The sequence below is a fragment of the Negadavirga shengliensis genome (assembly GCF_042652345.1).
In the GTDB taxonomy this organism is placed as follows: Bacteria; Bacteroidota; Bacteroidia; order Cytophagales; family Cyclobacteriaceae; genus Negadavirga; species Negadavirga shengliensis.
The window spans coordinates 77,624-97,210 of the sequence record NZ_JBHSJJ010000012.1; the positions used below are offsets into that span (position 1 = coordinate 77,624).

Sequence of the window (19,587 nt, forward strand, 5' to 3'; positions counted from 1 at the left end):
GCCCTTGCCTGTAACGTTTTATTTGCATAATTTAATTCTTTGGCGCCCAGAATAATCATGAAAAAATACCTGTTTCCGGCTATTGCATTTGTTGCTGTTTCCAGCATACTATATCTGGTTGGTCATCAACGGGAAGTTGATTTCAGCACCGAAGTAAAGCCGATTCTGAATAAACATTGCATTTCCTGTCACGGAGGGGTGAAAAAGAACGCGGGATTCAGCCTCTTATTTGAAGAAGAGGCCCTGGCCCCCACTGAATCAGGTGTGCCTGCTATCATTCCGGGAAAAGCAAAAGCCAGTGAATTCATATCCCGTTTAACGGAGGATGATCCAGAACTCAGGATGCCCTATAATCATCCTCCCCTTAGCAAAGAGCAAATACAGACTTTAACCAAATGGGTGAATCAGGGTGCCAAATGGGGCAAGCACTGGGCTTATGAATTGCCGCATGACGTAGAGGTGCCTACTTCGTCCATAACCTTTAGGGCAGGTTTTTCCTCCGGGGAAGAAAGATCTCCGTTTCTCCAAAATGAAATTGACCATTTTATAGCTAAACAATTACATTCCAAAGAACTTGAACCTTCTCCCCAAGCCGATCCCAAAGTATTATTAAGGAGGGTAAGCCTGGACCTGACGGGATTGCCGCCAAGCGAAAGCCTCAGACAGCATTGGGACACCGGAAAACTTACCTACGAACAGGTCGTGGATGAGCTGTTAAACGACGAAGGATACGGAGAAAAATGGGCATCCTGGTGGCTGGATATGGCCAGGTATGCGGACACCAAAGGATATGAACGGGATGTAAGCCGGGAAATCTGGGCCTACCGGGACTGGGTCATCAGGGCCTTGAACCGGGACATGCCTTTCGATCAGTTTACTATAGAGCAACTTGCCGGTGACCTGCTGCCAAATCCCGGTTTAGATCAGTTGACCGCCACGGCTTTTCATAGAAACACCATGAACAATGATGAAGGAGGCACGGAAGACGAGGAGTTTAGGGTAGCTGCCGTCATTGACCGGGTCAATACCACATTTGAAGTGTGGCAGAGTACCACCATGGCTTGTGTACAATGCCATAGCCATCCTTATGATCCTTTTAAATACGAAGATTACTACCAGTTGATGGCTTTTTTCAATAACACCCGGGACGAGGACACCCACGGCGAGGAACCCAAACTTAAATTTTACGATGATGATGCTGCGGGAGAAATTTCAAAGATTAAGGACTGGGTAACCGAATACGGTTCAAGCAAACAAGCCGAAACTTATGAAAATTTCCTCCTCTACCAGGAACCCAAATACCATGCGCATGATTGCGAAGATTTCACCAATGGAGAACTGATCGATACCAAGTGGTTGGGGCTCTGGGACGATGGTTCATGCTACCTGAGAGGCGTCCATACCGGAGGGGCCGAATACCTCTACCTCAACTATTGGACAGGTAATGATGGCAACCTGATGACCATCAGGAACGGTGGTCCCGAAGGTGAGGTACTCAGCCGCTTTACTTTGAATAAAACTGACGGACGGGTGATCAAAAGGATCCCTTTCAAAAAAGTGGAAGGCAGAGTGGATCTTTATCTGCATATGGAAAACAAAAGCCTGGCGCAACAACAGACCAGCAGCGCCATCAACTGGTTTGCCTTTGTCCCTACGTTACCCGGGACAGCAAAAGACGGATATGAAACAGTGATATCCCAGTTTGACCGGCTGTTAAACATGCCTACGCCCACCGTGCCCATTATGGTGGAAAATCCCCCTTTTATGAAGAGGGAGACCAAGGTTTTTGAAAGGGGCAACTGGTTGCTGCTGGGAGATGAGGTTCAACCGGACGTACCGGACAATCTGAATTCCTGGGATGAGTCATGGCCAAAAAACAGGTTGGGCCTGGCATACTGGCTGACCAGCAAAGACAACCCGCTTACTGCCAGAACCATGGTGAACAGGATATGGGCACAGCTTTTTGGACGCGGCCTGGTGAGCACCCTGGAAGACATGGGCACCCAATCCGACACCCCAAGCCACAAAGAATTACTGGATTGGCTGGCGCTTCGGTTGATGCATGAACACAACTGGCAGCTCAAACCCCTTATCAAAGACATGGTGATGTCCGGAACCTACCGGCAAAGCTCTATTAGCAACCCGGCGTTGTATGAAAAAGACCCGGACAACAAGTGGTATGCCAGAGGACCAAGGTTCCGGCTTAGCGCAGAACAGGTTCGCGACCAAGCATTGGCGGTATCAGGACTTCTTAGTAGAAAAATGTATGGAAAAGCAGTGATGCCTCCCCAACCCGAAAACGTATGGCAAACGGTTTACAACGGGGAAAGTTGGGAAACCAGTGAGGGAGAAGACCGGTACCGGAGAGCCATATATACTTTCCTGAAAAGGACCAGCCCTTATCCTTCCTTCATTACCTTTGATGCAGGGAGCCGGGAAATCTGCACCATAAACCGGACCATTACCAACACGCCTTTGCAATCCCTGGTAACGATGAATGATCCTGTTTATCAGGAAGCCGCCCTTCACCTCGCCAGACAAATGGCTAAATACAACGAAAAAGGTACCGGGAAAGCCATTGCTTATGGCTATGAAAAAGCGGTATTGTCTTCAATCAATACAGAAAAACTTTCACGCCTGGAAGAACTCTACCATTTTTCAAAGCAAGACTTTGAAAAAGACCCTGAAGCCATGGAAAAATATTTGGAAATGGCTGGGAATGATGAAAAAAACCTGGAAATGGCCGCTTTGACGGTAGTGGCAACCGCCATTCTCAATCTCGATGAATTCTTAACCAAATCCTGAAGCGACATGGACAATTTTGAAAGTCTTCTGGCCGAAAAACTGAAAAGGGAACTGGAAACCACCACCAGACGGCATTTTCTTAAAGAATGCGTCAGTGGAATGGGAGGACTAGCGCTGGGATCATTGTTCCTGTCATGTGGGGAAAAGCCCAAATCCGATGGCATCCGGCTCACGGAAAGGGATTTGAATCCATTGTCGCCCCAGTCTCCTCCTTACGGGCCTCAAGTAGAGTCAGTGATCTATCTGCACATGGCCGGCGCTCCTTCCCAGTTGGAGATGTTCGACTATAAACCGGAATTATTAAAACTTCACAACCAAGCCTGCCCTTCTTCCCTGCTCCAAGGCAGAAAGTTCGCTTTTATCCGAGGGACACCCAACTTATTAGGACCTCAGGCGGCATTTCAGCAGACAGGGAAATCCGGTGCCTGGGTATCCGATTATTTACCCTATTTCAAAAAAGTAGTGGACGATGTGGCTTTTCTAAAAGCCGTCCATACGGACCAGTTCAACCATGGCCCGGCCCAGCTTTTTATGCATACAGGCAGCCCCCGCCTCGGAAGGCCCAGCATCGGATCATGGGTCACTTACGGTTTGGGATCGGAAAACCAGAACCTGCCGGGATTTGTGGTGCTTACCTCCGGAGGCAAGACACCCGATGCCGGGAAAAGCGTCTGGGGCAGTGGATTTTTACCCTCCGTATACCAAGGAGTACAATGCCGCTCCAAAGGCGATCCGGTTTTGTACATTGAAGATCCCAAAGGCATGTCCCGCAGTCTGAAAAGAAAAACCCTGGACATCATCAATCAAATCAATGAGGGGGAATTCCAAACTTATGCTGATCCGGAAATCCTGGCACGGATCAACCAATATGAAATGGCCTACAGGATGCAACTCGAAGTGCCTGAGGTGATGAACATCGAGAATGAACCGGAATACATCCACCAGATGTACGGAACACAACCGGGGGAGGAATCTTTTGCCAACAATTGTCTGCTGGCGAGAAAATTGGTAGAAAAAGGCGTACGCTTCGTTCAGCTTTACGATTGGGGATGGGATGCCCATGGCACTGACAAAAGCACAGCCATAGACCTGGGCATGAAAGATAAATGCAGGGAAATCGACCAGCCCATGACCGCCCTGCTTTTGGATTTGAAACAAAGGGGCTTGCTGGACAATACCCTGGTAATATGGGGAGGGGAGTTCGGAAGAACGCCCATGCAGGAAAACAGGGAAGGTAAAACCCAAGGATTTTTGGGTAGAGACCACCATGTAGACGCTTTTACCATGTGGATGGCCGGCGGGGGCATCAAAGGAGGGGCATCTTATGGGTCTACCGATGAAATAGGATTTGCCGGTGTGGAAGGAAGGGTCTCCGTCCATGATGTCCATGCCACCATACTGCATCTCCTGGGCTTTGATCACGAAAAGTTCACTTTTGATTTCCAGGGAAGGCCATTCCGTCTCACCGATGTGGAGGGAGAAATCATCCGGGAAATCCTGGCCTGAACCTGAGAAAAGTCCCAGTTATAAACTTTGGAAAATCACCTTTAAACCTATAAAATGAAAAGAAGAAAATTTTTACAGAACAGCAGCCTTATTGCTGCGGGAATGATGGCTGCCCCTGTCTTTGGTAAGGCAGGCCTCAGTCCAAACCGTAAATTCAGGGTTAGCCTGCATCCTTATGCCATCGGCGTAAAAATCAACCAGGAAGAGATGATAGACAAAGCGGTGGAACATAACTTTGAGGCCATACTGCCCGTCCCCAATCAACTCCAGGAAATGTCAGGAGATCAATTGAACGCTTTTTTATCCAAGATGAAGGAGAAGAACCTGAGTTGGGATGCTGCCGGACTTCCAGTGGACTTCCGAAAGGATGAAGGGTTATTCCGTGATGAGCTCAAGAAGCTTCCCCAAGCCGCAAAAATCCTAAGAAAAGCCGGGGCAGACAGGGTGAGTACCTGGGTAATGCCTACCCATGAGACCTTGAGCTATATGGAAAATTTTAAGCAACACAGCCAGCGGTTGAGAGAAGCAGGGAAAATATTGGCCGATGAGGGGATACGCTTCGGGCTGGAATACGTGGGTACGAGAAACCTGAAGATAAGAGCAAGGTACCCTTTTGTGGGGACGATGAAGGAAATGCTGGAACTGATAGATGCCATCGACCTCCCCAATATGGGGCTGCAATTGGACAGCTTTCACTGGTATTGCTCCAGGGAAACTGTAGAAGACATCGAGAAACTGAAAAACCGGCAGGTTGTCACCTGTGATCTGAATGACGCCACCGCAGGCAGGACCATTGACGAGCAGATCGACGGGGAACGCCAACTTCCCGGTGACAGCGGGCTGATCGATTTGAAAGGATTTATGGCAGCTTTGATCAAAATAGGTTATGACGGGCCGGTAAGGGCGGAACCTTTCAATGCCGCGCTGAACGATATGGAGAACGACGAAGCACTCGCCGCCACTTCAAAAGCCATGTGGAGAACCGTCAATTTGGTTTGACCCAATTTGTTGACAAATATCAATGCGGATGTCATGCTAAACTCGAAACCAGACCGGCATCCGTCATTGCTTCTCCGCCGGCGGCGGAGAAGCAATCCTGTAGGTTTTACTTTAATTTTTCAAGTATTCTCTCTTCCTCCAAGCCAGCTAAAAGCTCCCCGTTCTCAAACTGAATAATCGGCCTTTTTATCATGCTGCTCTTGTCCTTTAAAATGGCTATCGCCTGTTTTTTGTCATCCATGGCGCGCTTTTCTTCCTCATTCAATTTTCTAAAAGTCATTCCCAGTTTGTTGACAACAGTGTCCAGACCCAGTTTGTCCACGAAATCGCTGAGCAATTTTTCGTCCGGTGCATTTTTTTTATAATCGATGAATTCATAGGAATGTCCTGCCGTCTCAAAAAGGTCAAAAGTCTTCTTCATGGTATTGCAGTTCTTAATACCGTAAATTTTAGTAATCATTTTTGTTATAATTTAACTTTAATTAACAGGTTAATTTTATGTTTTTGGAATATTTATTGCAATTTCAATTCATAAAACAAAGTCGAATCAAAAGTTAATCGAATTATGTCTTATTCAAAGTTATCAAAACTTTCATTTTTTTCAATCATGTTGTCATTATGTTTTGTGGTCGGTGCCATGGCCCAACAGCTACCCGCCCCACAACAACAGGTAAATGACAACTTTTCTGATGAGGATTATGAAAAGTTTGTGAAAATCAACATGGAATTCATTCCTGTACAGCAGGAAGCTGAAGAGAGAATGGTCGCTGCTATAGCGGATCAGGGGATGGAAATTGACAGGTTCCAGTTATTGGCCCAGGCGCAGCAGCAAGGAAATATTACCGATGTTTCTGAAGATCCGCAAGAAATCGCCAAGTTCAATGAAGCCGGGCAAGAGGTAATGAAGGTACGACAAGAGGTGCAGCAACAACTTCAGCAAAAAATTGCCGAAAATGAGATGGAAGTACAGACCTTCCAGGAAATGTCCGTCGCCTATAACCAAAGTCCTCAGGTGAAGGAAAAGATCGACAGCATGATCGAAGATCTGGAATAATAAAAATTCTTTTTATATACGATAGCAAAGGGAGAACGATAATCGTTCTCCCTTTTGGTTTATATACACGCGAAGATTTATTGAAGCTGCAGAAAAGATAGATGAATATCTGGACTGTTTTGTTACCTCACGGCATCACTATACGAGTTCTCTCAAGGCAGCTTCATTCGCTTCCAGAATCCTGTCGACATGTTCTTGTTTGAGGGCGGTAGAAAGAAAAAGACTTTCGAACTGGGAAGGTGCCAGATAAATCCCCTTTCTCAGCATAGCCTGAAAGTATTTTCCAAACAACGCCGTATCACAGGTTTGGGCACTTTTAAAATCCACTACAGGCTCATGGGTGAAAAACAGGCTGTACATGCTTCCAATATGGTTCATGGTGTAAGAAAGCCCCAACGATTTCAAACTGTCCCTGATACCGGAAACAATGGCATTGCCCGTCGCCTCCAATGAACTGTATATGGAATTATCATCCCACAATTGCTTCAGCATGGTCAACCCTGCAGCCATGGCAATGGGGTTTCCGGACAGCGTACCAGCCTGATATACAGGCCCTTCCGGGGATACATATTCCATGATTTCTTTCTTTCCTCCATAGGCACCCACCGGCATGCCGCCGCCAATGATTTTTCCCAAAGTGCACATATCAGGTATTACCCCAAAGGCCTGCTGTGCCCCTCCCTGCGATAACCTAAAACCGGTCATCACTTCATCAAAAATCAGCACTATTCCTTCCTTGTCACAAAGCTTCCTTAAGCCCTCCAGAAAACCTGGCTTGGGCAAAACGCATCCCATATTTCCCGCCACGGGCTCCAGAATGATAGCAGCCACCTCCCCTTGGTTGGCCTCCACAAGGTGCTCGACAAACTCCAGGTCATTATAGGGAGCCAAGAGGGTATCTTGGGCGGTTCCTTTGGTAACACCCGGAGAATCGGGGTTGCCCATGGTGATGGCCCCGGATCCGGCGGCTATCAGAAAGCTGTCTCCATGCCCGTGATAATTGCCTTCGAATTTGATGAACTTATCCCTGCCGGTATACCCCCTGGCCACGCGGATGGCAGACATGGTGGCTTCCGTGCCACTGTTTACCATTCTCACCTTTTCCACCGAAGGAACCATTTCAGTGATCAATTCGGCGATTTCCACCTCTTTGGCTGTGGGTGCCCCAAAGGAGCTGCCCTTTTCCATTGCCTTGATGACTGCCTCTCTTACCTCCGGGTGGTTATGTCCCAAGATCATGGGACCCCAACTATTGATAAGTTCTATGTATTCATTGCCGTCTTCGTCATACATATAGGGCCCATCGGCGCGGGTGATGAACAATGGATTTCCTCCCACTGCTCTAAATGCCCTGACAGGCGAATTTACCCCTCCTGGTATGAAATTTTTAGCTTTTTCAAAAAGATCTATGCTCTTCTGGTAATTCATTTGCAAATCGTTTTTTATTCCTGTTCCAGTACTCCTTCTTCCAATCTCAATATCGGGACAAAATTATTATATCTGGATTGGCTGAAATCAAACCCAAAAGTCAGTTGACCATCCATATATCCTTTCTGGGCAAGGTTTTTTTGCAAATCAAAACCATTACGGGCGTTGATCACCTGGGTGACCCAGTGAGCCAATTCATGTCCCAAAAAGGCATTCAAAGGGGGATAACTGTTGAATCTCTTATAATAAGCCTCTCTGAAATCGTCTGTTTCAGGCCTTCCCAAACTCACGGTATTGTTACCTATAAAATGAAAATTCTGTGCTTCCATCATCTCATAACTGGCAAAGTTAAAATATAGCCAGCTGTCCATGACAATGACGGGAATACTGGCACTGAGGGACTCCACCATGGCAAATGTGGGAGAGGCCACGTTGGGATCGTCAGAAAAAATCACCATCATGTCCACCGCCGGGCGGTCATTTCCTCTGAGGCCTATGTTATCAAAGAAACCCCTCATGGTCCGGGCGGTCACTTTTTCGCTCCGCACCACCTGAAAGCCTGAGCGTCGCGCCAATGCTGAAAAGGCTTCCGCCAACAACTCATCCCGGGTAGTCCCGGAATAGGCCACGGCTACCCTCTTTCCCTTAAACCGTCTGCAATAATCAATGACTTTTTCACTGATGGATCCGATTGAAGGCCTAAAGAGATATGAATAATCGTAATTCCTAAGGTTGTCGTTGACATTGGACAGCGGATTCACGTAGGGGATCTGATAGCTTTCTGAAAAGGCGGCGACAACCTCTGTTTCTTCAGGATAAACCGGCCCTAATATAATATCTGCTTTGGTGAAAAAAGGGTCATTCAATATGTTTTTGATTCTGTCAGGGCTACGCTCCGTGTCGAACGTCCTGACTTCCAGCCGCAGCCCCTCTTTCTTCGCATTTTCCAATGCCATTTGGATACCTTGATACAATTGCAGTACAAAGTTATTTCCCTGCAGGGATCTTACGCCAGACCCTCCATTATAATTAAATGGCAACAAAATGGCTACATCGAGGGTCTGGTCGACCTCTCTCCTGACGGTCTCTTCCCTCCCCGTAGACAGGGCTATGTCCCTAATTCTGTCATAAGTGGCCTTTTCTTTAGAGGAAAGGGACCCTTGCTTTTCCAGCTGTTCCTTCAACGCCATCACCAGGCCCGTGTTTTCTTCGTATTGTCCCATTTGGACCATCAGTACGCTGGCGGAACTTACCTTCAAAAATTCATAGGTCGCTTTATGTGCCTCTTCCCGGATATCCCCGTCATTGATATTGGCTATCAGTTTTAGGGCCTCGTTGGGGTTGGATTGTTGAAAATGAACCAAAGCCATCAGATAATAGGCCTCATCTATATTCTTCCAGCCCCGGTCCTGCAAAAGGGGTTCCAAGGCGTTTTTGGCCAGTTCAAACTGCCTGTTGGCGTAAGCAGCCCGGGCAAAATGAAAGCGGGAATAACGGGATAACTCCCCATAATTTTCGAGGTCCATGTAAGGCCTCAATATTTCCATAGCCTGAGCGTATTCTCCCTGATCCGTCAATTTTCTGGCCTTGTCATAAGATTCCAGTTCGCCTTGGGCGAAAGTGGCCCCTAAGGAAAAGCACAGCAATAAAGTACATACTAATATTTTCATCAATAAGGATTTTGGGGTATTGCGGTCAAATACTATACCTGTTTTGCGCAAAAAACCGTGTAAAATACTTCAACACGAATTTAAAGGATTTAAGACCAATAATTCATAAAAAAGCCTGATATATTCAATCAGGCTATCCTTTTTTACTCCCATTCAATGGTGGCCGGCGGTTTGGAACTGATATCATAGACCACCCTGTTTACCCCTTTCACCTTATTGATGATGTCGTTGGAAATCTTTCCCAGAAACTCATAAGGCAAATGCACCCAGTCTGCGGTCATCCCATCAATGGAAGAAACAGCCCTCAAGGCCACCACACGTTCATACGTACGCTCATCCCCCATCACTCCCACAGATTGTATGGGGAGGAGAATGGCTCCCGCCTGCCAAACTTCATCATATAGGCCGGCATCTTTCAGTCCCTGGATAAAAATGTGGTCCACTTCCTGTAAGGTGTGTACCTTTTCAGCCGTAATATCTCCCAAAATCCGAATAGCCAGTCCGGGGCCTGGAAACGGGTGTCTTCCTATGATATTCTCGGGGATTTCCAATGCCCTTCCTACTTCCCTCACACCGTCTTTAAAAAGGGTTTTCAGTGGTTCTACCACCTTCAGCTTCATAAAATCCGGCAGACCTCCCACATTATGATGCGACTTGATGGTGGCTGAGGGGCCGTTCACCGACACCGATTCTATCACATCGGGATAGATGGTACCTTGCCCCAGCCATTTCACTCCTTCAATCTTATGCGCCTCATCATCAAAAACCTCAATAAATGTCCTGCCTATGGCCTTTCTTTTGCCTTCCGGGTCAGAAATTCCTTTTAGGGCATCGTAAAATTTCTGTTTGGCATCCACGCCGATCACATTCAGCCCTAAGTCCCTATAGGAATCCAATACTTCCTCATATTCGTGCTTTCTCAAGAGGCCGTTGTCCACAAACACACAGGTAAGGTGGTCGCCGATGGCCCGGTGAATCAGCGTCGCTGCCACTGAAGAGTCCACCCCTCCTGACAATCCCATCACCACCTTATCCTCACCGATAGTGTTTTTCAACTCCTCTACGGTAATATCGATAAATACATCGGAAGTCCAGTCCTGGGAGCATCCGCAAATCTGGACCACAAAGTCTCTCAGCAAATTCTTGCCCTCCGTGGAATGGGTTACTTCCGGATGAAATTGGATTCCGTAGGTATGCTCCCCCTGTACCTTGTAAGCAGCCACCCGAACAGACGGGGTGCTGGCGATGATGTCAAAGCCCTCGGGAAGTTCTTTGATGGTATCCCCATGAGACATCCATACTTGGGAGCCGTGGGTTATCTCCTTGAACAAGTCAATGTGAGTGTCAATATGGGTGAGATTGGCCCTTCCGTATTCCCGGATCTCAGAAGGAGCCACATTACCGCCGTATTTTTGGGCCATCAATTGGGCGCCATAGCAAACCCCCAGTAGGGGTAATTTTCCTCTCAGTTCGTCGAGGTCCAGGTCTGGAGCCCCTTCATCCCTTACAGAGCAGGGGCTTCCTGAAAGGATAACCCCCTTTATTTCTGGGCCAAGTGGTGGAATTTTATTAAAGGGATGAATTTCACAATATACGTTGAGTTCCCGGACCCTTCTTGCGATGAGTTGGGTATATTGGGAACCAAAATCCAGGATCAAAATCTGTTCTGCCATGCGCAAAGTTAATCAGCATGGGCCAAATCCCGAAATTATATCTTTGTTTTTCAAAATATTGTTTGGAAAATCCCCTTCCTTATGTGGTCTATAAATCAGGGTCCATTCCCGGTAGATGCGTCCGTGTACATAATAAGGGCCATCCCCTGTTTTTTGATGAACATCACACTGATGTTTCATGAATGTTGGATTGGGGCGGTTACCAAAGTCTCCGGAAAGGTCAGCCGAGTTCGCTGAATGCAATCCTGATTTTTTCCGCAATCCGGTTCATCTCGTCATCTGACAGTTTGAGTTTGGGGCGGCTGAAATTGATATCATCCATACTTTTCAGTGGAACCAGGTGGATATGCACATGGGGAACGTCCAACCCGATTACGGCTACCCCGATGCGGGTACAGCGGATCGCCTTTTCCTGTGCGATGGCTACTTTCTTGGCAAAAAGCTGAAGGCTACAATAAAGCTCATCATCAAGGTCAAATATATAGTCCACTTCTTTTTTCGGGACCACGAGCAAGTGACCTTTCACCAGAGGCATGATATCCAAAAACGCAATGTGGTGATCATCTTCCGCCACAATATAGGCGGGAATTTTGCGGTCAATGATTTGTGAAAATATGGAAGACATGATACAGGAAAGTAATTATTTGATACAAAAAATCCCGATCATAAATAATCGGGAAATGAAATTAATAACTTATGTCCAGAACCTCAAATTCCAGAACGCCCGCAGGAGCCTTGATCTGGGCCACCTCACCTACTTTTTTACCGAGCAACCCTTTACCAAAAGGAGATGCCAGGGAAATTTTATTGGCTTTTAGGTCAGCTTCCTCTTCTGAAACCAAAGTATAAGATACCGTCATCCCGTTTTTGAGATTTTTTATTTTTACGGTGCTCAATATTCCTACTTTGGAAGTGTCCAGTTTGGAGTTGTCCAAAATCCTTGCGTTACCCAGGACATTTTCGAGTTTAGCAATTTTCAACTCCAGGTGTCCCTGGGCATCTTTTGCGGCATCATATTCCGCATTTTCGCTCAGATCACCCTTATCCCTTGCCTCGGCAATTTGCTTGGCAATGTCTGCTCTTCCTTTGGTCTTTAATTCATGAAGTTCGTCCTTCAATTTTTTCAGACCCTCTTCGGTATAATACTGTATGTTTCCCATATCAAATCATTAATTGCCTGACAATAAATAAAATAACGGCCTCAACATTGAGACCGTTTCCATTTACTTCCGTTATTTTAAGATAAACAAAGATAAAATAAGAAATCTTATTTTACAATGGATTACCCTAAAATGTAAAGTTTCATTCCTGCCACTCCCCTTTGATTTTGGCCACCAAAACCTGGTTGATTTTTTCGTAGGACTGATGAGTCCAGCCTGCCACATGAGGGGAAAAAAGTACGTTGGTCCGTTCTATCAATTTTTGGAAAGATAGTTTTTCCGAAGGGGTCAACGCATGAAGCTTCTCCTTCTCCAAGACATCCAAGACAGCCCCCCTCAGTTTTTTTCGTTGCAGGGCTTCATTGAGTGTGTCAAAGGAAATAACCTCTCCCCTTGCCGTATTGATCAGGTAGATCGGTTTCCTGAAGTTCTCCAACACTTCCATGGTAAAAAAGCCCCTGGTTTCGTGCGTCAACGGCACATGGATGCTCAACACGTCCGCTTCGGCCTGTATTTCTTCAAAACTGGCTTCCTTTACCCATTGGTCCCCAAAACCCTGTTTATACTTATCGTAAGCCAATACCGTCACATCAAACCCCCGCAGTCTTTTTGAGAATGCACACCCCATATTGCCATATCCAAAAATTCCCACCGTCTTTCCGGCAAGTTCCTCTCCCCGGTTTCCTTCCCTATCCCAAATGCGTCTGCGCACCTGTTGATCTGCCTGGGGCAGATGATTAAATAGGGCCAGGAGCATTCCTAAAGCATGCTCAGCCACGGCATCCCGGTTACCTTCGGGTGCATGGTAAAGTGATATTCCGCGTGGCTTGAGGTAATCCACGTCAATGTTGTCCAGGCCTGCACCTGCCCGGGCTACAAATTTCAGTTTCCCGGCATTTTCCAGCACCTCTCTGTCCAAAGGGGTTTTGGACCTGATGATTACCCCATGGTAATCTCCAATTGTTTCCAAGATTCCTTTCCGGTCGATTTCAGGCAAGTAATGAACTTCATATCCTTCTTTTTCCAGTAAAGGGACAATACCGGGATGCATTTCATCTGTGATCAGAACCTTCATGTTGTAATTTTACTGTTATAGATTCAAAAGTAACGTGGCCACCGTAAAGTATACTGCCAGGCCCAAAAGATCATTAGCGGTGGTGATGAACGGGCCCGAGGCTACTGCCGGATTGATGCCTATTTTGTCCAGGACTATGGGTGTGAGTGTACCCATAAATGATGCCAAAAGTACCACACTGAATAAGGCTATGGCCACCACAAAGGCAAATTGTATGTCCTGACCATACATAAAAACAACGGTTGCAAGCACGAAAGCCGCCAGCACCAAACCGTTCAGGACAGCCACCAAAAGAACTTTAATAAAACGTTTTAGCAGGCTGTCTTCAAAAACAGATTTATTGGCGAGAGACTGGACCACCAAGGTAGAAGACTGGATACCCACGTTGCCTCCTGTCGCTGTGATAAGGGGTATAAAGAAGGCAAGCGCCGTTACCGCACTAAGCCCTTCTTCAAAAAAACCTATAAAGCCGGCGCCCATAAGCCCTCCAACTATGCCTATCAACAGCCAAGGCAGTCGCGCCCTTGAAAGCCTGTATACGGAATCTGATTCTTCCACATCGTCGGTGATACCTGTCATCGCCTGGATGTCCTCCTCTGCTTGTTCCCGTATCAGGTCCAATATATCATCCACTGTAATTCTTCCTACCAACTTGTTTTTCACATTCACCACCGGTACCGCTTCAAGGTCGTATTTTCGCATGATTTCGGCCACTTCCTCCCCTTCCATGTAGGTTGGGACAGAAATAATATTATCCTCGTACAGGTCACCGATTCTGGTTTCCGACGATGCCAGAATGATTTTTTTGAGCGCCACCCGCCCTATAAGCTTCTCTTTGTTGTCCACCACATAGATGGAATAAATCTTATCGACATTTTCGGCCTGTCTGCGAATCTCTTCTATGGTCTGTACCACGGTCCAATTCAGGTTGGCCTTAATGAATTCCTTGGCCATCAAACCACCTGCACTGTCCTCATCATACCGCAACAATTCGATAATGTGCAGGGACTTTTCTTTTTGTTCAAGTTGGCTGATCACCGCTTCCCTGTCCTTGACCACCAGCTGGTTGAGGATATCCACCGCATCGTCGGACTCCATATGATCAATCAGGGTCGCCAACTCCGAGGGCTCCATAGCCTTGATGACTTTGTATTGCGGATCTTCATCAAGTTCTATTAGAATATCCGCCGAATAACCCGGATCAAGCGTACGGAGTACAAACAGAGCTTCTTCCATGTTAAGCTCATCCAAAATGGCCGCAATGTCAGCCTTTTTGGCTCCTTCCATGGATTCCCTGATGAAGGACACGTTCTCCTCCGCAATGCTCTCGCGCAAGTGTTCCAGGTATTCCTTGGAAAGCTCAAATATTTTTACTGTTTCCACGATGCTTCCAGTTTATTGGTGAGATAAACAAACTCCTGAACCCCCAGCCGTTCTGCTCTCAAATCCAACATTTCATCGTCCTTGAACGCGTCACTCAAACCAAGGGGCTTAAGTGCATTTCTAAGCGTCTTTCTTCTGGTGCTGAATGCCTGTTTGACAACCTTGAAGAACAGTTTTTCATCACACTCCAACCGGCTTGCCGTGTTCCGCTTCAAGCGGATCACCCCGCTTTCCACTTTAGGCGGGGGATCAAAAACCGTGGGAGGAACAGAAAAAAGGTACTCAATGTCATAATAAGCCTGCAATAGAACACTCAGTATCCCATAAGTTTTGTTCCCTTTCTTTGCCGACAACCTTTGTGCCACTTCCTTTTGCAACATGCATACGACTTCGGTGACTTTTTGCCTGCACGCCAGTATCTTGAAAAATATTTGGGATGATATATTGTAGGGAAAGTTCCCTACCACTATCAGCTTGTCGTCAAAAAGGTTGTCCAGGTTGAGTTTCAAAAAATCTCCCTCCAGGGTTTGGTTCCTTATCGATGGGTATTTTTCATGCAGGTATAGAACCGATTCCCTGTCAATTTCCACCAGATAAAGGTCCCAGGGTTTCAAAAGCAGAAAGTCTGTCAAGACACCCATTCCCGGTCCTATTTCCAGCACTTGTCTGGTCCCAAGATGGCCGGTAACAGCATCAGCTGTCCTTTCAGCTATACCCAGGTCAGTAAGAAAATGCTGTCCTAAATGCTTTTTTGCCCTGACTTTTCCCATAAGAATGCGGTTATGATAGATTAGGGAATTTTCACATGCCAAAAGTAAGACAATATTATGGAACCTCCATGTACTGAATTGATGTATATACCACAAAAAACAGGCGGTTAGCTGCTGTTTTATGCACCTGGGACCCTCCCTCACCATTATTTACATTCCCTGCGAGTTTAAATAGGCTTGTTTAGGCAGAAATGACTAAATTGCCACATTAAACTTTAAACCCATTCCTTGTTATTTCTTATTTTATAAAAGAAGACATCCACGATGAATATAAAGAAACACAAACCCGTAGTAGGAATCAGCATCGGAGACATCAACGGGATCGGAGCGGAAGTGACCATGAAAGCCCTGCTGGACAACAGGCTTCAAAAGATGATTACACCGGTAATCTATGGTCATGGAAAGGCCCTGACTTATTATAGAAAGCATTTGGGGATGGAGGATTTCAATTTTATGCAGGTAAGGAGTATAGAAGACATCCACCACAAAAAAATCAATGTGATCAATGTGGTACAGGAATGTCCGGAGGTTATCCCCGGAGTAGAAACCCAGGAAGCGGGTAAAATGGCTTTGGGGTCGCTGGATCAATGCATAGTGGATCTTAAAAACAACCAGTTGGATGCCCTGGTGACCGCCCCTCTTAACAAAAACAACATCCATACACCCGAGAACAACTTTATAGGTCATACCGAGTACTTGATGGAGGCTTTTGAAACGCCCAAAAGCATGATGTTTATGGTCTCCGAAGACATGAGAGTAGGCTTGATTACAAGCCATATTCCCCTAAAGGAAGTGGCCGGGAGCATCACTGCCACCAATATCAAGGAAAAGCTTCTCCTGATGCTCCGGTCACTCGAAGAAGATTTCGGTATCTCGAAACCAAAAGTTGCCGTGCTTGGCCTCAACCCACATGCCGGAGAAGATGGGCTGTTGGGAAAAGAGGAAGTAGACATCATCCTCCCGGTAGTCAAAGAATTTAAAGAACAGGGCAGCCTGGTTTTCGGACCTTACCCTTCTGATGGTTTTTTTGGAATGATGCATCATAAAAAATTCGATGGCATCCTGGCCATGTACCACGATCAGGGCCTCATCCCTTTCAAAACCGTTTCCTTTGAAACCGGCGTGAATTTTACTGCTGGCCTTCCCATCATCCGAACCAGCCCGGACCACGGCACAGCTTATAATATTGCAGGAAAAAATATAGCCGATGAAGGATCCATGAGGTCGGCCATTTATTTGGCACACGACCTGATCAAAAGGAAGGGGGATTGGCCGGAAGAATAAATTAAACCAAGGGGTTTCTTTAATTAAATTATTTATGTAAATTTGCGGTCTTAATTCAGAATGAAGAAGGAAGAGGGTGAAATTCTTGAGGAAATTTGATATTGACATCATCCGCCTGAAAGAGGGAGAGCATCAGTACCGTTTTGAAATAGACCAAGCGTTTCTGGACTATTTTAAAAATGTTAATGAGCATATTTCCGATACTGATCTTGCTGCGGAAGTTACCCTGGACAAAAGGATCAACCTCATCGAGGCTAAATTCGAAATCAGGGGGACGGTGGAACTGACCTGTGACCGGAGTCTGGAGCTTTTCAACTATCCCATGGCTGTCATTCAAAAAGTGATCTACAAATATGGGCAGGAAGAAAAGGAAATCAATGAGGAGATCATCATGATCACCCGGGACACGCCCAGTATCAATGTGGCTCAGTTGATTTATGAATTCATCATGCTCGCCATTCCTGCAAAAAAAATACATCCTGACTACTTGGAGGATATCGATGACGAGGAATTTGACCAGGAAGGAAAGATCGTATATTCCGCCACAAAAGAGGAGGTAAATGGCGGAAATGAAGAAGATGAACATAAGGAGAATCCCTTATGGGAAGCATTGAAAAAATTAAAGAATAAAGAATAATCTAAAAATTTTATACTAGATATGGCACATCCTAAACGGAAAATTTCGAAAACCAGAAGAGATAAAAGAAGGACACATTACAAATTAAATGCCCCAGGCTTGGCTCAGTGTCCCACTACTGGTGAATTCCACCTGCCTCACAGGGCATTTTGGCTGGACGGCAAACTTTATTATAAAGGTCAGGTAATTATAGAAAAAGAAGGTGTGGCTTAGAATCAGGCTTCTTTTTTATTAAAACTCCCAAGAGCCATCTATTCGGATGGCTCTTTTCATTTTAAGGGTTTACAACGCGTTCTGAATCAACCCCGAAAATGAGTCCCATGCGGGAAAAGCAGGGGAATGGATCAGGATAAGGTTCGGTTTATTGGCCAATACCGGGGGCTACGCCCACTGATTGAAGCGAAGGAAGCTTTGAAGCGGCTTCGGCCGGCTTCTGTCCCCTGTTCCCCGTTCCCCGTCTTCTACTTTTCCATACTCTTGATTTTCTCCCTGAATTTTTCCTGAATAACCTCCTGTACAGGCCTATTTTCAATCTTGCTCTCCAACCATGAGATAATGTCCAGGTATAAGAAGGCCCTTTTTTCATAAGGATGTTGTTCAAAGGGCTTCAGCTTCTCTTTTAGTTCCACAAAAGCCCCTTTTAACTCATAATCATAAATTCTGCTGAGCTGCCTCACGAAAAACATCATCTCTTTTTGTACCTGATGCAGGTCGTCCATTTTTATTAAAAACCGGTAGACATTTTTGATTTGCTTCTCCATATCCTCGTCCAATCCCGCCTCATAACTGGCTATCAACTTCAATATATGGGCAAAACACTGCAAATCCTCACTTAAACCTTCGTAGTTGGATTTGATGACTTCATTCAAATAATGGATGGCATTCAGATTATCCCCGCTACCAAAATAAAGACAGGCCACTTTATAATTCATCACCATCAGGTGATGCATATCCATTTTGCTTCTTAGGTCTTTCATCTCGCTCAAAAAAGCAGGGACTATCTCTTTTAAACCTTTTGAAAATTCACCTGTCATAAAATGCATATTGATTTGGTTTGAATAGAGGTATAGGAAGGCCAACACCCGGCAGTTGTCATCCATTATGAAACCCTTGGTTTCCAGACTCTTCCTGAACTCCTCCAGCACTTCGGTAAATCTACCATAATAACCCAGGTAAAAAAGCGTATCCAACAGGTAATGATAGGCCTTCAGATAATTGCCGGTGGCCACTTTCTTCATCTGGGGAGCCGCGTTAAAAAGATCGACCCACCTCTGGGCGGCCCTGTAACATAAAGGAAAATCCTGAATAATATGAAAATACCAGACTTGGGCCTGATAAAGATACATTTTCTCATAAAATCCCAGTGAGGACAGGTTGTATTCAGGCATATTGCTACTGTAAAACTTCTCCAACATTTCCCTGTTTTCCTTATCCTTAATGTAGCCTGTCTTCAGATAAAACCCGTAAAGCTGTAGGGAAAGATTGGAAAACCTGTTTTTCAGGGATACTTTATCGGTCAACTGGATGGTTTGGGCACTTAGGACTTCTGCCCGGTTTCTCATGCTCCGCGTGATATGCTGCGATTCTATCACCTTTTCAAGTTCGACTATCCGCAACATGACCGTGTCCAGAGAATACTGGGCCGCTACCTGTTTCGCCTTGTCAAGGATTTTCAAGCTCTGCATATAAAGCCCTTTGTTGAACAATATCCTGGCAAAATCAATCTGTTCATTCAACTGAAGTTCCACGTTTCTGTCTGCATATAATAACCTCAAACTGGTTAATATCTGTTTATACAGGTGAGCCTTCATATTGGACAGCTGCTTTTTGCTTACCGGAGTCTTTTTAAAAAGAATACCCTCATTGTATTCAGGCATCCTATCCAAAGCATCAAACAACAACAGGTATTTGGCATCCTGGTTGGCCTCCAATCGATGCGCAAAAAGTTTAAAATTACGTTTTTCGGAGGAGGAAAGGGTCTCGACCAATTCAAAAAGAAAATCTTTTTTAGGGTTGGGAATCATATTTTATTTTATCGTAACTACTTTTAAATCATCAATTTATATGAATAAAACAGCAATCAGGTGTCGGACATATAAAGTTAATTCAATTTTTGCTCAAAGCGTAAGGTTTTATTTTAGAA

17 protein-coding genes are annotated in these 19,587 nt (G+C 45.7%); 7 read left to right on the top strand and 10 right to left on the bottom strand.

Features of this window, described 5'->3' with window-relative positions:
• The first annotated feature begins 57 nt into the window (after nt 1–57).
• The 3 genes from ACFPFU_RS18525 to ACFPFU_RS18535 are packed head-to-tail and all read left to right on the top strand — an operon-like array spanning nt 58 to nt 5,310.
• Nucleotides 58–2,805: a DUF1553 domain-containing protein gene (locus ACFPFU_RS18525; protein ID WP_377066830.1), complete on the top strand. Its 2,748-nt coding sequence runs from the start codon at nt 58–60 to the stop codon at nt 2,803–2,805.
• A gap of 6 nt (nt 2,806–2,811) precedes the next feature.
• Entirely contained in the window at nt 2,812–4,311 is a 1,500-nt protein-coding gene (locus tag ACFPFU_RS18530; protein WP_377066832.1) for a DUF1501 domain-containing protein, read from the top strand.
• 54 nt (nt 4,312–4,365) lie between these two features.
• Entirely contained in the window at nt 4,366–5,310 is a 945-nt protein-coding gene (locus ACFPFU_RS18535) for a sugar phosphate isomerase/epimerase family protein (protein ID WP_377066834.1), read from the top strand.
• 106 nt (nt 5,311–5,416) lie between these two features.
• Here the strand turns inward: ACFPFU_RS18535 and ACFPFU_RS18540 are convergent, their stop codons facing one another.
• Nucleotides 5,417–5,770, bottom strand: coding sequence for a Spx/MgsR family RNA polymerase-binding regulatory protein (locus ACFPFU_RS18540; RefSeq protein WP_377066836.1), 354 nt, complete (start codon nt 5,768–5,770; stop codon nt 5,417–5,419).
• Nucleotides 5,771–5,917: 147 nt separating this feature from the next.
• On the opposite strand from ACFPFU_RS18540, the gene ACFPFU_RS18545 reads away from it, so the two are divergent.
• Nucleotides 5,918–6,364 (top strand): DUF4168 domain-containing protein, encoded by a 447-nt coding sequence (locus ACFPFU_RS18545; RefSeq protein WP_377066837.1) that lies wholly within the window; start codon nt 5,918–5,920, stop codon nt 6,362–6,364.
• 138 nt (nt 6,365–6,502) lie between these two features.
• Here ACFPFU_RS18545 and hemL read toward each other — a convergent pair whose 3' ends face one another.
• The 8 genes from hemL to rsmA all read right to left on the bottom strand — a co-directional run bounded on the left by hemL (nt 6,503) and on the right by rsmA (nt 15,523).
• Nucleotides 6,503–7,792: a glutamate-1-semialdehyde 2,1-aminomutase gene (gene hemL, locus ACFPFU_RS18550; protein ID WP_377066839.1), complete on the bottom strand. Its 1,290-nt coding sequence runs from the start codon at nt 7,790–7,792 to the stop codon at nt 6,503–6,505.
• Between the two features lie 14 nt (nt 7,793–7,806).
• Entirely contained in the window at nt 7,807–9,462 is a 1,656-nt protein-coding gene (locus tag ACFPFU_RS18555) for an ABC transporter substrate-binding protein (protein ID WP_377066841.1), read from the bottom strand.
• Nucleotides 9,463–9,605: 143 nt separating this feature from the next.
• The gene (gene guaA, locus ACFPFU_RS18560; protein WP_377066843.1) at nt 9,606–11,135 is read right to left on the bottom strand and encodes a glutamine-hydrolyzing GMP synthase; all 1,530 of its coding nucleotides are present in this window, start codon (nt 11,133–11,135) and stop codon (nt 9,606–9,608) included.
• Nucleotides 11,136–11,355: 220 nt separating this feature from the next.
• Nucleotides 11,356–11,760 carry an HIT family protein gene (locus tag ACFPFU_RS18565; protein WP_377066845.1) on the bottom strand — a complete coding sequence of 135 codons (405 nt, stop codon included), beginning with the start codon at nt 11,758–11,760 and terminating at the stop codon, nt 11,356–11,358.
• Nucleotides 11,761–11,821: 61 nt separating this feature from the next.
• A complete protein-coding gene (greA, locus tag ACFPFU_RS18570) occupies nt 11,822–12,295 on the bottom strand; it encodes a transcription elongation factor GreA (RefSeq protein ID WP_377066847.1) in 474 nt (157 codons plus the stop codon).
• A 142-nt stretch (nt 12,296–12,437) separates the two neighbouring features.
• Nucleotides 12,438–13,370, bottom strand: a complete 933-nt coding sequence (locus ACFPFU_RS18575; protein ID WP_377066849.1) for an NAD(P)-dependent oxidoreductase — start codon at nt 13,368–13,370, stop codon at nt 12,438–12,440.
• A gap of 15 nt (nt 13,371–13,385) precedes the next feature.
• On the bottom strand, nt 13,386–14,753 hold the full coding sequence (gene mgtE / locus ACFPFU_RS18580) for a magnesium transporter (protein ID WP_377066851.1): 1,368 nt from the start codon (nt 14,751–14,753) through the stop codon (nt 13,386–13,388).
• Entirely contained in the window at nt 14,741–15,523 is a 783-nt protein-coding gene (rsmA, locus tag ACFPFU_RS18585; RefSeq protein ID WP_377066853.1) for a 16S rRNA (adenine(1518)-N(6)/adenine(1519)-N(6))-dimethyltransferase RsmA, read from the bottom strand. Before rsmA ends, mgtE begins: the two co-directional genes overlap by 13 nt.
• 264 nt (nt 15,524–15,787) lie before the next feature.
• Between rsmA and pdxA the strand changes: the two genes are divergently transcribed.
• The 3 genes from pdxA to rpmF all read left to right on the top strand — a co-directional run bounded on the left by pdxA (nt 15,788) and on the right by rpmF (nt 17,657).
• Nucleotides 15,788–16,807: a 4-hydroxythreonine-4-phosphate dehydrogenase PdxA gene (gene pdxA / locus ACFPFU_RS18590; protein ID WP_377066855.1), complete on the top strand. Its 1,020-nt coding sequence runs from the start codon at nt 15,788–15,790 to the stop codon at nt 16,805–16,807.
• 76 nt (nt 16,808–16,883) lie between these two features.
• Nucleotides 16,884–17,444: a YceD family protein gene (locus ACFPFU_RS18595; RefSeq protein WP_377066857.1), complete on the top strand. Its 561-nt coding sequence runs from the start codon at nt 16,884–16,886 to the stop codon at nt 17,442–17,444.
• A gap of 21 nt (nt 17,445–17,465) precedes the next feature.
• Nucleotides 17,466–17,657: a 50S ribosomal protein L32 gene (rpmF, locus tag ACFPFU_RS18600; RefSeq protein WP_377066859.1), complete on the top strand. Its 192-nt coding sequence runs from the start codon at nt 17,466–17,468 to the stop codon at nt 17,655–17,657.
• 248 nt (nt 17,658–17,905) lie between these two features.
• On the opposite strand, the gene ACFPFU_RS18605 is transcribed toward rpmF, so the two are convergent.
• Nucleotides 17,906–19,468, bottom strand: coding sequence for a hypothetical protein (locus tag ACFPFU_RS18605; protein WP_377066861.1), 1,563 nt, complete (start codon nt 19,466–19,468; stop codon nt 17,906–17,908).
• Nucleotides 19,469–19,587: the final 119 nt, after the last annotated feature.

Bases quoted from the DNA above. Each gene is read 5' to 3' on its own strand.
- ACFPFU_RS18535 (WP_377066834.1), top strand. From the start codon at position 4,366: ATGAAAAGAAGAAAATTTTTACAGAACAGCAGCCTTATTGCTGCGGGA.
- ACFPFU_RS18555 (WP_377066841.1), bottom strand. From the start codon at position 9,462: ATGAAAATATTAGTATGTACTTTATTGCTGTGCTTTTCCTTAGGGGCC.
- ACFPFU_RS18605 (WP_377066861.1), bottom strand. From the start codon at position 19,468: ATGATTCCCAACCCTAAAAAAGATTTTCTTTTTGAATTGGTCGAGACC.
- rsmA (WP_377066853.1), bottom strand. From the start codon at position 15,523: ATGGGAAAAGTCAGGGCAAAAAAGCATTTAGGACAGCATTTTCTTACT.
- ACFPFU_RS18545 (WP_377066837.1), top strand. From the start codon at position 5,918: ATGTTGTCATTATGTTTTGTGGTCGGTGCCATGGCCCAACAGCTACCC.
- ACFPFU_RS18565 (WP_377066845.1), bottom strand. From the start codon at position 11,760: ATGTCTTCCATATTTTCACAAATCATTGACCGCAAAATTCCCGCCTAT.
- ACFPFU_RS18540 (WP_377066836.1), bottom strand. From the start codon at position 5,770: ATGATTACTAAAATTTACGGTATTAAGAACTGCAATACCATGAAGAAG.
- ACFPFU_RS18530 (WP_377066832.1), top strand. From the start codon at position 2,812: ATGGACAATTTTGAAAGTCTTCTGGCCGAAAAACTGAAAAGGGAACTG.
- pdxA (WP_377066855.1), top strand. From the start codon at position 15,788: ATGAATATAAAGAAACACAAACCCGTAGTAGGAATCAGCATCGGAGAC.
- ACFPFU_RS18575 (WP_377066849.1), bottom strand. From the start codon at position 13,370: ATGAAGGTTCTGATCACAGATGAAATGCATCCCGGTATTGTCCCTTTA.
- greA (WP_377066847.1), bottom strand. From the start codon at position 12,295: ATGGGAAACATACAGTATTATACCGAAGAGGGTCTGAAAAAATTGAAG.
- guaA (WP_377066843.1), bottom strand. From the start codon at position 11,135: ATGGCAGAACAGATTTTGATCCTGGATTTTGGTTCCCAATATACCCAA.
- rpmF (WP_377066859.1), top strand. From the start codon at position 17,466: ATGGCACATCCTAAACGGAAAATTTCGAAAACCAGAAGAGATAAAAGA.
- ACFPFU_RS18525 (WP_377066830.1), top strand. From the start codon at position 58: ATGAAAAAATACCTGTTTCCGGCTATTGCATTTGTTGCTGTTTCCAGC.
- hemL (WP_377066839.1), bottom strand. From the start codon at position 7,792: ATGAATTACCAGAAGAGCATAGATCTTTTTGAAAAAGCTAAAAATTTC.